The sequence below is a fragment of the Exiguobacterium sp. s21 genome (genome assembly GCF_018617975.1).
GTDB lineage: Bacteria > Bacillota > Bacilli > Exiguobacteriales > Exiguobacteriaceae > Exiguobacterium > Exiguobacterium mexicanum_A.
In genome coordinates, this window is record NZ_JACSLF010000009.1 from 101,519 (window position 1) to 117,439 (window position 15,921).

General features: G+C 47.5%; 12 protein-coding genes, 1 rRNA gene and 2 riboswitches. Of the genes, 8 read left to right on the plus strand and 5 right to left on the minus strand.

The genetic code is table 11. The features are described from left to right. Positions 1-7: 7 nt before the first annotated feature. From KNP06_RS11200 to KNP06_RS11210, 3 genes are all read right to left on the minus strand, one after another. Positions 8-1,339 carry an N-acetylmuramoyl-L-alanine amidase family protein gene (locus KNP06_RS11200; protein WP_214789065.1) on the minus strand — a complete coding sequence of 444 codons (1,332 nt, stop codon included), beginning with the start codon at positions 1,337-1,339 and terminating at the stop codon, positions 8-10. Between the two features lie 195 nt (positions 1,340-1,534). Continuing rightward, a complete protein-coding gene (locus KNP06_RS11205; protein WP_214789068.1) occupies positions 1,535-1,735 on the minus strand; it encodes a hypothetical protein in 201 nt (66 codons plus the stop codon). 57 nt (positions 1,736-1,792) lie between these two features. After that, complete coding sequence (locus tag KNP06_RS11210; RefSeq protein ID WP_214709517.1) at positions 1,793-2,467, minus strand: hypothetical protein; 675 nt, start codon at positions 2,465-2,467, stop codon at positions 1,793-1,795. A 273-nt stretch (positions 2,468-2,740) separates the two neighbouring features. Between KNP06_RS11210 and KNP06_RS11215 the strand changes: the two genes are divergently transcribed. Continuing rightward, entirely contained in the window at positions 2,741-4,003 is a 1,263-nt protein-coding gene (locus KNP06_RS11215) for a tetratricopeptide repeat protein (RefSeq protein WP_214764514.1), read from the plus strand. Between the two features lie 62 nt (positions 4,004-4,065). Here KNP06_RS11215 and KNP06_RS11220 read toward each other — a convergent pair whose 3' ends face one another. Continuing rightward, on the minus strand, positions 4,066-4,383 hold the full coding sequence (locus KNP06_RS11220) for a hypothetical protein (RefSeq protein ID WP_131490827.1): 318 nt from the start codon (positions 4,381-4,383) through the stop codon (positions 4,066-4,068). 202 nt (positions 4,384-4,585) lie between these two features. Continuing rightward, complete coding sequence (locus KNP06_RS11225; RefSeq protein ID WP_251131585.1) at positions 4,586-6,424, minus strand: ATP-binding protein; 1,839 nt, start codon at positions 6,422-6,424, stop codon at positions 4,586-4,588. 258 nt (positions 6,425-6,682) lie between these two features. Here KNP06_RS11225 and KNP06_RS11230 point away from each other — a divergent pair, with 258 nt between their 5' ends. The 7 genes from KNP06_RS11230 to KNP06_RS11260 all read left to right on the plus strand — a co-directional run. Then, positions 6,683-7,288 carry a flavin reductase family protein gene (locus KNP06_RS11230; protein WP_214789071.1) on the plus strand — a complete coding sequence of 202 codons (606 nt, stop codon included), beginning with the start codon at positions 6,683-6,685 and terminating at the stop codon, positions 7,286-7,288. Positions 7,289-7,460: 172 nt separating this feature from the next. After that, complete coding sequence (locus KNP06_RS11235; RefSeq protein ID WP_214764512.1) at positions 7,461-8,414, plus strand: AAA family ATPase; 954 nt, start codon at positions 7,461-7,463, stop codon at positions 8,412-8,414. Then, positions 8,411-9,478 (plus strand): DUF58 domain-containing protein, encoded by a 1,068-nt coding sequence (locus KNP06_RS11240; RefSeq protein WP_214789074.1) that lies wholly within the window; start codon positions 8,411-8,413, stop codon positions 9,476-9,478. The genes KNP06_RS11235 and KNP06_RS11240 overlap by 4 nt, the downstream gene beginning before the upstream one ends. Continuing rightward, a complete protein-coding gene (locus tag KNP06_RS11245) occupies positions 9,475-11,571 on the plus strand; it encodes a transglutaminase domain-containing protein (protein ID WP_214712917.1) in 2,097 nt (698 codons plus the stop codon). The genes KNP06_RS11240 and KNP06_RS11245 overlap by 4 nt, the downstream gene beginning before the upstream one ends. Before the next feature lie 39 nt (positions 11,572-11,610). Further along, a riboswitch (purine riboswitch) is annotated at positions 11,611-11,711 on the plus strand. Positions 11,712-11,822: 111 nt separating this feature from the next. Then, positions 11,823-13,346, plus strand: a complete 1,524-nt coding sequence (gene guaA / locus KNP06_RS11250; protein ID WP_034781662.1) for a glutamine-hydrolyzing GMP synthase — start codon at positions 11,823-11,825, stop codon at positions 13,344-13,346. Positions 13,347-13,483: 137 nt separating this feature from the next. After that, a riboswitch (purine riboswitch) is annotated at positions 13,484-13,585 on the plus strand. Positions 13,586-13,674: 89 nt separating this feature from the next. Continuing rightward, positions 13,675-15,036 carry an NCS2 family permease gene (locus KNP06_RS11255; RefSeq protein WP_251129787.1) on the plus strand — a complete coding sequence of 454 codons (1,362 nt, stop codon included), beginning with the start codon at positions 13,675-13,677 and terminating at the stop codon, positions 15,034-15,036. Positions 15,037-15,854: 818 nt separating this feature from the next. After that, positions 15,855-15,921: ribosomal RNA gene (locus KNP06_RS11260) — 16S ribosomal RNA — on the plus strand; the annotation flags it as partial.

A 15,921-nucleotide genomic window follows, 5' to 3' on the forward strand; every position in this document is an offset into this window, starting at 1 on the left:
CTCTTGCTTATTTATAAGTGCTCATGAATTGATGAATCCCAGAAGCGGTGGCGTCTGCCATCCGTTGCCGGTAGGTGGTGCTCGTCAAATGCGAGCGGTCGTTCGCGTTGCTGATGAACCCGTATTCGACGAGTGTCGAAGGGACGCTGTTCTTTCCGACGACGTAAACGTTTTGATACTTCACGCCACGGTTACGGATTGTCGGGATACGGGCACCGAGTTCACGGTTGATGGCCGCTCCTAGACTCCGGCTAGCCGAGATGTATGGGTTCGTTGTATAGCTTTCTCCGGTCGGCACGAGTACTTCATGACCGTGGTAAGACGTACTCGTCGAAGAGTTGTTGTGAATGCTGACAAAGGCGCTGCCTTTATACGACTTCGTCAATTCGACGCGTTGTGCGAGCGACAAGTAGACATCGTTCGTGCGTGTCATCCGTGCGTTATAGCCATATGTATTCGAGAGCGTACTCGCGAGACGTGCGGCAATGTCGAACGCAATCACTTTTTCGTAAGATGAGCCGTAGACAGCTCCAGGGTCGTTTCCACCGTGTCCGGCATCGATCACAATCGTACGTCCCGTACCCGTGGACGTCGTCGGTGTCGTCGTCGTCGTGGTTGGTTTCAAATACTGTGAAGCGACGTAGCCCGTCTTCCCACCGTAACTGACCTTATACCAAGAGCCGTACTTGCTGACATACTTGACGGTCGAGCCGTTCGGGATGGTCATCAATACCTTGCTCCACGAGGCAGCCGTCAAACGCATGTTCAAGTTGACCGTCGTTTGGTAAGAGGTTGTCGATGTCGTCGTGGTCGGGGCTCCTGTGGCTGATAAGTACTGGGAAGCCACATAGCCCGTTTTCCCATTGTAGCTGACCTTATACCAAGAGCCGTAGCGGCTGACGTACTTGACAGTGGCACCGTTCGGGATGGTCATCAAGACCGTGCTCCATGAGGCTGCCGTCAATCGCATGTTCAAATTGACTGTCGTTTTGTAGTACGAGGCTGAACTCGGCGTGATTGTCGACGCGCTCGATACTTTTACGTACTGCGAAGCGACGTAGCCGGTCTTTCCGCCGTAACTGACTTTGTACCAAGACCCGTACGTGCTGACATATTTGACGGACGCCCCGGATGGAATCGTTAGAAGAATCGGACTCCAAGTGGCGGCACTCAAACGAAGGTTCAAGTTAGCTGTCGTCGTGTAGGTCGAGGCAGCTTCGACACGGCTCGATTCGAAACCGGTCGGCGTCAAGTCGAATGGGGCGATGGCCATGCCACTAATGACAAGGGAAGAGCTAAGCAACAGTTTCAAGTTCCAAGATGGTTTCGTTCGGTTCAATCGAGATCCGCTCCTTTGTTCGTCGTTCATATGAAATAGCTGTGAAATGAAATCGTCATCATGTCTCCGTTATTATATAAGGAAACAAGAAAAAAATGGAGGTTAATATGTAAATTGTTTTACTTTTTTTCTAAAAGTTTATTTCCAGAGATTCGGAAATAAAAAAGAGACGCGCAAGGGCGTCTCTTGTGTAGATCAAGTAAGGCGTGGGAAATCATCAGCGAATGTTTTGATAGGCTCTTCGATTTTCGTAAGGCGTGGAAAATCATCTGCCGCAGGTTTTACAATCATATCGATTTTTGTCAAACGTGGAAAATCGTCTGCTAATGGTTTGAAAGAAGTTCCGAGTAAAAAGAGTGCTGTGGCAATAAAGAAAATTCCAGTTAATTTTTTCATGATAATTCCTCCAATGTAGGGTGGTGTATTTTGTAAGCTGCGATCCCTAGTATGATTTTACTCAGAAAATGGTGATTCTAGCAATGAATAAATCGCATCAGATTGTTGTTCAATGCGAGTTTCTAAGTCACCAATGTACTGTTGAGGCATGTTTGGTTCGTGTAAAATAAATTTGTCATTATTTTCTTTTGTGCTTGATGACAAAATCGGAACGTTTGCTTCTTGACTAAGTAAGGTGCTGCACAAAGGAGTAAATCTATTTTTAAATTGTGTAAGTGGTTCTGGATTCCAACAAATAGAGGCTTCAGGAAGAACATATAAGATATGACCTTCTTTTAATAGTGCTAAACACTGTTTAAGAACACTATCATATGCTTGTTCTATATTTATATATCCGAATTCTTGGAAATGTTTCTCATAGACGGTTTTAGAACTGCGCTTTAGAATGGAAAGAGATAGTTCAGGACCTAAAACATAAACGCGCTTGTACATTTTGTTTTCTTTCAATGTTTTAGCTATGAGTCGTGGTAAAGTTTGATAGTAATCAACTTGGAAAGCGTTAACTATAAAACCTGTTGATGAACGTAACAATTGGGTTAAATGTTCTAATCCTTCAAATTGACTTCGATCAGACGAAGAGTATGATGCATCAAAGATGTTTTGTTGTTTTGATTGAAAATAGATTTTTGGTTTAATGTAGTCTTCAGCAAGCAAGAAGTTTAACTTTCCCATATGCTATATTCACCTCCATTATTAAATGTCCATATTTTCTGATGGTAGATTGTTAATAAACCAATGGACCTAAATTGAGAACTAATATATTAGTTCTTATTTAAATCTTAACATGTATATTAGGTCATTCGTTTAGTAGTCGGTTGGGAAAATTAGTGCAAAAAGCATCGGATTTTTTGAGGTTTTTAGCTTCCATTTTCCTAAACAGCAGGAAATAGCGAATAATTAATATAAAAACTAATCATATTTGGGACGAAGGAGCTACTACTTAAGATGGAATATAACTACGGTAACCTTATTAAAGTAGAGCGTATGCGTAAGAACATGAAGCAATCTGTCTTAGCGAGAGGTATTTGTTCCATATCGTATTTAAGTAAGATTGAGAATAATCAAACGACACCTAGTGAAGAAGTACTAGAATTGATTTTTGAAAAGTTGAATATAAATGTTCCTGTTTATTTTGATTTTAGTCAACAAGTTGATAAAGTCAGAGAAGAAATTCAAAGTATTTTAAAAGAAGCAGTTCTAACGAGAAGAGATGAAGATAGAAGAAAGCAGATTGAAAAATACATTTCTAATCCAGTAGTTAATCAATCGAAAGAATTATATATTATGTTACTGATTACATTGGCAAGATTCGATTTGATGCCTGGAGGAAAAGGGCGTTATTTAAACGAACTTGGGTGGCTTGAAGACCAATTAGATCGAGACAATAAAATCAGATATTTGCTCATGCAAAGTTTGACCCATTTTCAATCAAACGATAAGGAATCATCATTGCAGCTTTTAGAGCAACTAAATGAACAATTGCCTACATCGAATATTCCTGATTGGGAGATTGCAGATATGCGATATATCATGGGGGGATTGTATTATAAATCGACGGATTATTTACAAGCTATTGAGAACGTTAAATTTGCACTTGGATATTTTAAAGATAATTTTTATGTAGAAAGAATCATTGAGTGTCATTTAATCATCGGGCTTTCTTACAAAAGAAGAAAACGCTATTCAGAATCATTGTCTCATTACGAACGAGCTACTAAAGTCACTAGTGCAACTGACTTAAAATATTATAATGGCATGTTGTATAACAATATGGGGGAAATTTATTCTTTATTAGGTAACCAAGAAAAGGCGTTGGAGTATTTTCTTGAAAGTCTATCTTACAAGTCTGATCCCAAAAGCAAACTCTACAGCGTTCTTTCCTTAATCGAAGTTTATGCTGAACAAGAAGACTCAGATGGGGTTATAACATGGCTCGGTAATGGATATGAGATTATAGGGGATCATGAAGGTCTAGAAGAATTTCACCATCATTTTGAAGTTTATAAAAATTGTTATCAAGAACACGATAAATTAAAATTAATTAGTAGTTTAAAAAAAGCTGTTCAATATTTTGAGTCATTCGATGACTATCTATACACAAACAAATACGCACTTTGGTTAGCACGTGAGCTACGTGAAAATGGGAAGTATAAACTATCCACTGAATACTATGAAAAATCCATTGCGATTATGTCTCGATGGGATTAACGCCTCTCGAGGCGTTCTTTTTTTGCATAAAAAAAGAGACGCCCGAATCGTCTCTTGTCGTTTTATGGAGTGGTGAAATAATGAATCGTCCAAATCGGTTCGTTCATCAACGCCTCATCTTCCACATGGCCCATTTGCACTTGTTGGAGCAAGTGAATGATGTGCTTTTGTAAATTGGCGTCGTGTGAGCCGCTCGTCAAAATTCCATCTTCACTCGCGATGATATAAAATCCACCCAATCGCAACGGAATATGATTTCTTACAATCGACACGGCAGTCTGAAGTTCAGCTTGCCCGCCCTGCAGTGGCACGTTTATATCAAAACGGCCCCATTGTTTAAAGTCGCCTACTTCTGAAAACGGTGGGTCGCGATGATCCAACTCCATGACCTCCAATCTTGTCTGTCTCTTCCTTACTAGTATAGCTCTTTTTTTAAATTTTACCTGCGAGAATAATGGGAAGGGTGTAGTGACGTCGCCTCAGGTTCTCGGTGTTACTCTTTTTCTAGATTATGCCAAAACATTCCTGCAAAAAAGAGAAGCAATAATATAAAAAACACGACCGGAATGAATCCGGCCGCGCTCATTGATGAATCGCCTCTTTTGACGTCGGAAGCTCACAAATAAAGGTGCTACCTTCACCGTAGATCGATTCGACATGTAAATGTCCGTCGTGCGCTTTGGCGATCTCTTTACAGATGGCGAGACCGAGGCCCGTTCCGCCGATTTTCCGGCGGTCCGAGTTGTCGACTCGGTAAAACTTCCCGAACAAGTTCGGCAAGGCGGAAGAAGGGATCCCCATCCCGTTATCCCGGACTTTCATGACGACTTGTCCTTCGAGTCGTTCCAACGAGACGAGCACGTTGCCGCCTTCAGGTGAATACTTGATGGCGTTACTGAGCAAGTTACCGAGCAACTGCCGCATTCCTTCTAAGTCAGCTTCGATTTTGAAGTCTTGTCCGACGTCGGCATCGAGATGTAAATGATGCGAGTCGGTCGTTTCTTGATAGAAGCTGATGCTGTCACGGGCAAGGTCGAGAAGGTCGACCGTTTTCCATTCGAACGTCTGTTTCCCGGCCTCCATCTTTTGCAGGTCGAGGAAGTCGTTTACCAAGTAGGAGAGACGCTTCGCTTCGTCATGGATAGTCTTCAAATACAATTCGCGACGTTTTTCTTTTAAGTCACGCTCGAGCATCAGTTCCGTGAACCCATAAATCGATGACAAAGGGGTTCTCAGTTCGTGTGAGACTGTTGAGACGAGCTCTGACTTCATCCGGTCAATCTCGGTCTCGGCCGTCACATCACGCAACACGAGCATCGTGCCGTGAATCTTCCCATCCCGGTAAATGCTCTCGGCATATACTTGAAGGAAGCAATCGCCTTGATCGAGCGAGACGGACAGGCCATCTTCTGGCGGGTCTTGGTCGAACACGCGCTCGATGTAGCTAATAAAACGATCCCGTTGATCGACGCGTTCCGCCCACTGTTCGATATCGATCGAGACGGTAGTCAGTTGCTCGTAGCCTTGATACTCGAATTGCAACTCGTCGAACATACGGATGAATGCGCGGTTTCCGACAACGCTGTTCTCCTCGTAGTTGAGGTATAAGATGGCTTCACGTACTGAATTGATGAGCTGAGCCGTCTCTTTCCGGTCTTGTTGCATTTGGCGATAAAGTTGGGTCCGCAAGAGAGAAATCGCCAACTGGTTTGCAAACGCGTTTAATTCCGAAGTTTCGCTCGCGTCGAACTGTTCGTCGTAGCACGTTAAATAAAGACATCCGATCATGTTGCCGTCTGACGGGTCTTTAACGGGGATGACCGTTTCATGAATGTAATACGGGTATTCATGAATTTCGTCGGCAATCTTTTTAGATGTCGCTTCTAACGATTTAGAGATCATGACGCGTTTCAACAGAAGAGACTTGGTCTTTAAATCTTCTTGTTGATCTTCCGTCATGCCTTTTGGTACGACTGAAACAATTTCGCCGTCCTTGATGAGAAGTAGAGCCCCGAACTCTGCTTCAGTCAACAAGACGATTTTTTCGATGACCGATGAATAATCAAAGAGTGACTCTTTCGAGGCGAGCACTTCAATCAGTTCGTTACGGTACTGCAGTTTTGTTTCGTTTTGTTTAGATGCTTCGAGCACCGACTGCATCTCTTGTTGCTTCGCATGCATCTTTTCATTTTGAGTCGATATCCGTTTGATGAGCGGTCGACCAATCAATAAGATGGCACCGATAAACATGATGAGGCCGATCATCCAAATCCAACGCAACGACAACAATTCAGTGGGTGATACCGCTCCGTCTCGAACGACCCAAGCGCCAATTGCCGTTAAGACAAGACTCATAGCACAGACTCCGTAGAGGATGCCGAGTATTTGACGACTGTTCAATTGTTCAATCCACTTGCCCATAATACGCTCTACTTCCTTCCTTAACTAAAACCATCTTCAATTCAATCGTCATAACCGAAATATACAAAAAGAAAAATCAGATGAACACCGAACTGCTCAAGCGATGTGCCATCAGATGATTGTCTGTTTAATTGTCATATCTAGACGGATATACCCCGTATTTCATCATCCTACACATTCCGATGTGCTCACGTTTGACACGTCCGCTGTGAACGGGATAGTTTGAACCTATAGTCGAATCCAAAGGAGTGCTATCGTATGCTATCGATTGAACCTTCAGCTTTAACCGAACGTGACGCGTATAAATTTTTGATTGGAAGTGTCGTACCGCGCCCAATCGCATTTGTGACGACGCGAAACGGAGAGACGATTAACGCCGCTCCGTTCAGTTATTTCAATATCGTTGCTTCCGAACCACCACTTCTCTCGGTGTCGGTTCAACGGAAGGACGGTGTCATGAAAGACACGGCTCGTAACGCTGTCGCGACCGAAGAACTCGTCATCCATATCGTAGACGAAACGAATGTGACCCTCGTTAATCAGACGGCAGCCAATCTAGGACCCGAGGAAAGCGAACTCGAGCGGACGGCCTTCACCATCGTGCCTAGTGACGTCGTGGAGACACCGGGTGTGAAAGAAGCCAAAATCCGGATGGAGTGTAAACTTCACCATCACGTTCCAATCGAACACGATGGCGTCGTGACGGCGGACTTGTTGATCGCTCGCGTCGTCCGATTTCACATCGAGCCAGCGCTTTATCATGCTGGACGCATCGATGCGGAACAACTGGCGCCGGTCAGTCGTCTCGCCGGCAACTTTTATGCGACCCTCGGGGACACTTTTGAAATCGAACGACCAAAATAAACGTCATGGCGCCTGCTCAAATCCGAGACAAGGCGCCTTTTTTCGGGTAAAGAATGGAAAATCGATTGGCATGATGGTTTTCTTTCACACGAGCGCTTGAATATGTCACAATAAAGTCAGAACATTCAATTTTCGAACGCATCAGCGATTAGAGAAAAAAGGGGAGTCGGCTATGTCCTATCGTCCAGCCATTCAATCGATCATCAATGCCATTGAAACGGTGATCGTCGGGAAAGAAGATGTCATCGCAAAAAGTTTGACTGCGTTGCTTGCCGGAGGTCACGTGTTGTTAGAAGACGTGCCCGGGGTCGGGAAGACGATGCTCGTTCGTACGTTCAGTCGTGCCATTGATTTGGATTTTAAACGCGTTCAGTTCACTCCGGACATGTTGCCGTCCGACTTGACGGGGATCTCGATGTACAATCAAAAGACAAAAGAGTTCGAGTACCGTCCGGGACCTTTGATGGGGAACATCGTCTTGGCTGATGAAATCAACCGGACCTCTCCGAAAACGCAGTCGGCGTTACTCGAGGCGATGGCGGAGCGCAGTGTGACCGTCGATGGGGAAGTCAAAATCTTACCTTCCCCGTTCTTCGTCATGGCGACACAAAACCCGATTGAACATGAAGGGACATACCCGCTCCCGGAAGCCCAGCTCGACCGATTCCTTCTTAAAATCGAGATGGGATACCCGACGTTCAATGAAGAGATTTCCTTGTTGACTCGCTTCGAAAAGGCGGAGCCGCTCGAAGCGTTACAAAGCGTTATCACAAAGCACGAAGTCGAACAGATGCAACGCGAAGTGCGGGAGGTTCACGTCTCGAGTGCAGTCAAACAGTATATCGTCCGCTTGATCCATGAGACGCGCAACGACCCGAACACATACCTTGGGGGGAGCCCGCGTGCGACCCTCGCTTTGATGAAAGCATCTCAAGCGTGGGCGTATATCCATAACCGTGATTTCGTCTTGCCAGATGACGTGAAGGCGCTCGCGGGTAGTGTGCTCGGTCACCGTATCTTGTTGACGGCGGAGGCACGTTATAAAGGAAAGACGGCCGAACATCTCGTCAAAGGTTGGCTCGACTCGCTTCCTGTACCGATGGATCGTGAGGTCAAAGAAGTATGAAAAATTGGATGAAGCTGTTCCTTGTGTGGGCGGCGGCATTCGGACTTTATGCGTTCGCCCGGATTGAAGGAAGTATCGTCGCCTCGACACTTTGGTGGTCATTTTTCGTTTTGGCGGCGTATTGGACAATCTTTATGATTTACCCGGTCACGGCAGCCAACATCTCGCGGCGAATCACGACGAAACGACTCGTCTCGGGCCAAACGATGGACGTAGAACTGCAAGTGGAGCGGAAGTATCCGTTTCTTGTCGGGGTCGTCACGTTAGAAGAGACACCACCGCCTCGTCTCGCTACATCGACGGACGTAATTGTTACCCCGGTCGACCGCTTTTTTCGGCGAACAGAGACGGTGCATTATGAGATTGAGCAGATCCGCCGGGGGATCCACGTGTTCGATCGGACGGTCCTGCACGTACGTGACGTGTTCGGGCTGTTCGATCGTAAACGGACGTTGCGGCTTGAGACGGTCGTCGAAGTGTCGCCGGCTGAACTTCCGTTCGATTTGCCGCGTGATGAGCAGGTCGGTGGGCGTGGCGAACAGTACCGGCACACGCGGACATATACGGAAGTGGCGAACACGACGAGCGGTGTCCGGGAATACGCGGCCGGTGACCGCATCGGCCGGATTGACTGGAAGGCCTCGGCTCGTCGAGATAACTTGATGACGAAAACGTTCGATCAAGAGCAGGAGAAAAAACTCTCGCTCGTCTTCGTCCCGTCCACATCTGCCGGACACGAAGAAGCGTTCGAACGATCGCTGTCGTTACTCGTCGGCGCGATTCGGCAACTTGAACGGAAAAACTTGCCGTTTGAACTGTATGTCATCGAAGAACAGGTCCGCCTTTTCCATTTGCCGGACCAAAGCGCCGAGGTCGGGCATTACTTGCTGACGGCGACGCCGGAACCGGAAGGACGTCTCGTTGAACGAGTGAAGCGTAACTTGCCGCAAGAGGTCGGAAACTTGATTTTAATCAGCCCGCTCGAAACGAAATGGGTACGCGAAATCATGAATGAGACCCAAGGCAGCTATCACTTGTACACGGCGAATGAGGTGACGACATGACGATGTGGGTGAAACGGATTGTCTATACGGCACTTGCCGCTTACTTGTTGTCGTTTTGGGTCGAGCCGATTGTCGGAAGCACGACGTTCGACGTCAATTGGCCGTTCCTGTTTTTACTCCTCGTACCGATGTTTGCGAGCTTGTTGCCTTGGTATGGGTTCATCGCTGTGGTTGTCCTCAACTTCTTTACCATATTGTACGTGTATCACGGCAGTATCTTAGATTGGTTTGGGCTCTGGCTAGAAGATTTGAGTGGCGTGCTGAGCGGGGCTTTACCAGAAGAAGCAATTTTCTTCTCGGCGATGGCGCTCATCGGTGTCCTATTCGCCATCTTGGTCGGACGGACGTATCCAAGCTATGGTTTCGTCCTCGGGATGATCGTCTCGACGCTCGGATTGATGGCGTACTTTGACACATGGACGCTTTATGACGGAGAAGGAAAAATACTACTTGCGATTTTAGCGTCACTCTTATTACTCTTCGTGACCGATTTGGCGAAACGGCCGAGCAAGTCGCTCGTCCGCTATGTCAGTATCGCTCTCCTCGCTTCGGTCGTGTTGGCGCTCGCGAGCGTGTCGCCGACGATTGAAGGGGACTGGTCCGATCGGTTGACGAAGAGTTTCCAAAACGCTGGGAACGATGAAGGGTCAGGCAGCGGTCGAGTCGGCTACGGGGTGAACGATGAGCAACTCGGTGGACCGTTCGAACAGGATGACGGGATCGTCTTCATCGCCCGTGGTGTACCGGCACGCTACTGGCGCATCGAATCAAAAGAGATTTACACCGGTAAAGGTTGGGTCGAGTCCCCGGTCCTCAACTCGGACTACAACCGCGGCCAGCTCGTCGACCCGGACGTCGATACGACGCCTGAACAGGCGCTGCTCCGATTCGACCGGCGTCAAACCTTCGTCCCGTATGGCGGGGAGTATCCACAAGCGACCGAGACGGAAAACGGGACCGAATTCAGGGTCGGCAGTATCGAGGAGCCGTTCCCGAACGAGACGATTCACATCCGTCCGTCCGGAAAGATTGTCTTCGACAATGATGGCCAAACGACGCCGCAGACGATTCAACTTCGCTACAGCGTCCCTTCCTTTACTGAAGAGCAACTGGCATTGAACGAACCGGTTACGACGTTGACGGAAGAAGAACGGCAGGCGTACTTGCAACTGCCGGACTCGCTTCCGGATCGGGTCCGCGACTTATCGGCCGATATTACGGGCGACAGTGAGACACCTTACGACCAAGCCCAAGCGGTTCAAGCCTACTTCCAATCTGGAGATTTCCAATACAATACGGAAGACGTCGCCGTCCCGGAAGGGGATACCGATTACGTCGATCAATTTTTGTTTGATACGTTGATCGGGTACTGCGACAACTTCTCGACCTCGGCCGCTGTCCTTCTACGGGCGAGCGGGGTACCGACGCGTTGGGTCAAAGGTTTCACGATGGGTGATGCGCGCGGGATTATCCAAGGGGAAGAAGAATACACGGTCCGGAACCGTCATGCCCACTCATGGGTAGAATATTTCGTGGAAGGCGCAGGCTGGGTCCCGCTCGAGGCGACGATCAGTTTCTCGGACGCCAGCTTACTTCAAATCGAGACAGAGGACGAAACGAATTCAGAAGACCCGGCAGCCAACGATCCACAAGCATCGCAAGACAATGAGCAGACGAACCGTCCACAGGAAGAATTGGCACTCGATGATGTCACATCAGGTGAGGCGGCAACGGAGAATTGGAATATGCCGGTCTGGGGTTGGGTGTTGATTGTCTTCACGGTCGCCGTTCTCGTATGGAACCGAAAATCGATCGAACGCCTCGTCATGATGCTTTGGTGGACACGGCGTCCATTGAATGAAAATCGGCTCGTCGCCATGCATCGATATCTAGTGAAACGACTCCGCGGAGCAGGCTTCAAAGTCGACGGGCGTACGCCGTCCGAACTCGCTGCAGAGGTCGATGCCTATTATGAGTCGACCGAAATGACGAGATTGACCCGTCTGTTCGAGCAAAGTATCTATGCCGACCAAACACCGAATTCAAAATATAAAGAATATTGGAAAATCATGATTCGTCGAATTATGAGTTGAAGTAGGCGGATGCATACAGTAAGATAGACGCATTAGTTAGATAATTGAACAGCATTCCTTCGTATATACTCGCGAATTGGCGCGAGAGTCTCTACCGGACCACCGTAAATGGACCGACTATGAAGGAGCACGTTTCGTATACACAGAAAAGGGCGTGCTTCTTCTTCGGTTTAGTGAATCCGTGGGAGAAGCTCGCTCTTTTTTTGAGAAGAAGGCAGAAAGGTGGAGGTTTTGTGAAAATAGAACAAGAGATGATTTTGGTGCTCGACTTTGGAGGCCAGTACAACCAGTTGATCACACGTCGTGTGCGTGACCTTGGCGTATATAGTGAGCTTCATTCCCACAAGATGACCGCTGCTGAGATTCGTGAACTGGCTCCGGCCGGGATTATTTTCTCGGGTGGCCCGAACAGTGTGTACGCGGAAGGCGCATATCGCTGTGACCCAGAAATTTTTGAACTCGGGATTCCGATTTTCGGAATCTGCTACGGCATGCAGCTCATGACGCATCACTTCGGTGGACGTGTCGAGCGGGCCGCACATCGTGAATACGGGAAAGCGACGCTCTTCTCGACACCGGAAGCTTCGGCACTCTACAAGGATCTTCCAGTGGAACATACTGTTTGGATGAGTCACGGTGACCTCGTCATGGAAGCACCGCCAGGATTTATCGTTGATGGGACGAACCCTTCTTGTCCGGTCGCCTCAATCAAGAGTGATGACCTCAAGATGTATGGGGTGCAGTATCACCCGGAAGTCCGTCACTCGGAGTACGGAAACGACATCTTGAAAAACTTCATCTATGAAGTGTGTGGTGCCAAAGGCGAATGGTCGATGGAAAACTTCATCGACATCGAAGTCGAGAAGATTCGTGAAATCGTCGGTGACAAGCAAGTTCTTTGCGCGTTGTCAGGCGGTGTTGACTCATCGGTCGTGGCGGCGCTCGTTCACCGCGCGATCGGCGACCAGTTGACATGTATGTTCGTCGACCATGGCTTGCTCCGTAAAAACGAAGCGGACAGCGTCATGAAGACGTTCGCGGACGGATTTAACATGAAAGTCATCAAAATCGATGCACGTGATCGTTTCATGGCGAAACTAGCCGGCGTCTCAGATCCGGAACAAAAGCGTAAAATCATCGGCAACGAGTTCATCTACGTGTTTGACGAAGAAGCGTCTAAACTTGTGGACATGGACTTCCTTGCCCAAGGTACGCTCTACACGGATATCATCGAGAGTGGAACAGATACGGCACAAACGATCAAGTCGCACCATAACGTCGGTGGACTTCCAGAAGATATGAACTTCACGTTGATCGAGCCGCTCAACACGCTATTTAAAGACGAAGTACGTGAACTCGGTACTGAACTCGGATTGCCAGACTATATCGTATGGCGCCAACCGTTCCCGGGACCAGGTCTTGGCATTCGTGTTCTCGGTGAAATCACAGAAGAGAAACTCGAGATCGTGCGCGAATCTGATGCGATTTTGCGCGAAGAAGTGAAGAAAGCCGGCCTCGAACGTGACATTTGGCAGTACTTCACGGTTCTTACACCAATTCGTTCAGTCGGCGTCATGGGCGACGAGCGGACGTATGACTATGCGGTCGGTGTTCGTGCTGTCACATCGATTGATGGGATGACTTCAGATTGGGCCCGTATTCCATGGGACGTACTCGAGAAAATCTCGGTTCGTATCGTCAACGAAGTCAGTCACGTCAACCGTGTCCTGTACGACATCACATCGAAGCCACCAGCAACAATTGAGTGGGAATAATAGGCAGAGGGGAGCAATCCTCTCTGTTTTTATATGGAAAAACCGAACATTAGAATGAAATATTTGATTAAAATCCGTCATTACTGTTGACATTCGTTTTTGACGTTGTTAAGATAAAAACGTTCTTATCATATCCGAACAATTAAAAATTATTTTGCCGTATAATATCGGGAATATGGCCCGAGAGTCTCTACGAAATCACCTTAAATGATTTCACTACGGCGAGACATAGATTCGGGGACGTATGTCCCAGTATGTTTCGCGTGGGGTCTCCGGTCATCGATCGGGGACCTTTTCTCGTTTTACGGCGAGCCAAGGAGGAAAATCAATGAGCACACAGCTCAAGCAAGAACCAAATCTTCAACCGTCAGAAAGCCGGATCGAACGTCACTTCCAGTTGAAAGAACTTGGAACAAACGTGAAAACCGAACTCGTCGCAGGATTCACGACATTCTTGGCCATGGCTTACATCTTATTCGTCAACCCGAACGTGCTTGGTGCTGCTGGCATGAACCCGGGAGCCGTCTTCGTGGCAACTGGTCTCGTCGCACTGATTGGATCGGTCACGATGGGTCTATTCGCCAACTACCCGATCGCCATCGCGCCAGGCATGGGGCTTAACGCCTTCTTCGCCTACAGTGTCGTCATCGGCATGGGCATCCCTTGGCAGACGGCACTCTCGGGTGTTCTCGTTTCAGGACTGTTCTTTATCGCTTTGACGCTCTCGGGCATTCGCGAGACGGTCGTTAACGCGATTCCGGCTCCGCTTAAAATGGCGGTGGCTGCAGGGATTGGTTTCTTCATCGCCTTCATCGGCTTGAAAAATGCAGGAATTGTCGTTGCGAACGAAGCGACGCTTGTTAGTCTCGGTTCGCTCGGAACAGGAACTACGCTCCTCGCGGTATTCGGTCTTGTTGTAAGTGCATTGCTAATGGCCCGAGACGTCAAAGGCGGCATTTTCATTGGGATGTTGTTGACAGCTATCGCGGGAATGATTTTTGGTCTCGTGCCGACACCGACTGCAATTTCAGATGTTGTATCGATGCCGCCGAGCATGTCTTCGACGTTCGGCCAAGCGTTCATTAACTTTGGTGATGTCTTCACACTTCAAATGCTTATCGTCATCTTGACGTTCTTCTTCATCGACTTCTTCGACACAGCCGGCACGCTCGTCGCGGTGGCGCGTCAAGCTGGGATCATGAAAGAAAACAAAGTGCCGCGTGCGAGTAAGGCGCTCATGGCTGATTCGACTGCGACGGTTGCAGGTGCGATTTTTGGTACATCGACAGCTACTTCATACGTGGAGTCTTCGGCGGGGGTTGCGGCTGGTGGTCGTACAGGGTTGACTGCTGTATTCGCAGGTTTGTTCTTCGGATTGGCGTTGTTCTTCTCACCACTTTTAGCGGTTGTCACGGCACCGGTCACGGCACCGGCCTTGATTATTGTTGGTGTGTTGATGGCTTCAGCTCTCCTTGATATCGATTGGAAAAAAATCGAAATCGCGGTTCCGGCATTCTTAACGATTATCATGATGCCGCTCACTTCGTCGATTGCGACGGGGATTGGGCTTGGGTTCATCTTGTACCCGCTCATGATGATTGCGAAAGGGAAGACAAAAGAGATTCACCCGATCATGTACGGGATGTTGGTCATCTTCTTAGCTTATTTTATGTTCTTGCCACACGCTTAATTAAACGAAGCCGACTCGGTTTATGAGTCGGCTTTTTTTGTATGCAGTGTTTTCGGGAAGGAACAGATCATACATCGTTGGTGCGTGGTTTCTGTAATGTGTTCATTGCGGATAAACGTGACACCTTGTGAGAGAACGCATCTGAAAATTTGCTTGTGGCGAATGGTCCTGTTCCACCATTCCTTCGTGAAATGATGGTTTTCTTCATATATATGGTATTGAACAGTCGATGGCGTATTTAACCTCCATTCACCTACTAGGCAATTGTCCTCTATATATAGAAGGAGTTGAAACGTTTGATTCGCGATTTAGAGATTCAAGTAGTTGTAGCGTACGTGGCCTGTTTCCGAACGGTTGGTCTCTGCGAGAGTCTGGAAAGACATCATAGCTAGGAAGATAACGCTTGATTCCGGAAAGGGGAATATGGAGTGTGAGCAGTAGATTAGGTTAGATAGTTGGTACAATCCTCCCTTGACCCCGGTCGGTACTTTTCCGTAATGTAAAATCATTCCGTCGGTCGATCGTCTTCCAATCCTTGAGTCGGGCCGAGGTGAAAAGGTGATTTAAAACTTTTTAAAGTTTTTTTAGAATAATGCTTGCCACGTTATAGAAAGGGATGCTATAGTTATCTCTGTTGCCAGCGATGCTTACAACTTAGTAAACAAACTGGTTGACACACAATGAAGATAAATGTTATTATCATTTAGTCGCCAAGAGCGACAGACGAACTTTGAAAACTGAACGATGAGGCAAAAATAAGTTTTACAATTTTTGAATGAAGCGCAAGCTTCGTCATTTTTTAAAGAGCTATATCAAATTCTTTGGAGAGTTTGATCCTGGCTCAGGACGAACGCTGGCGGCGTGCCTAATACATGCAAGTCGAGC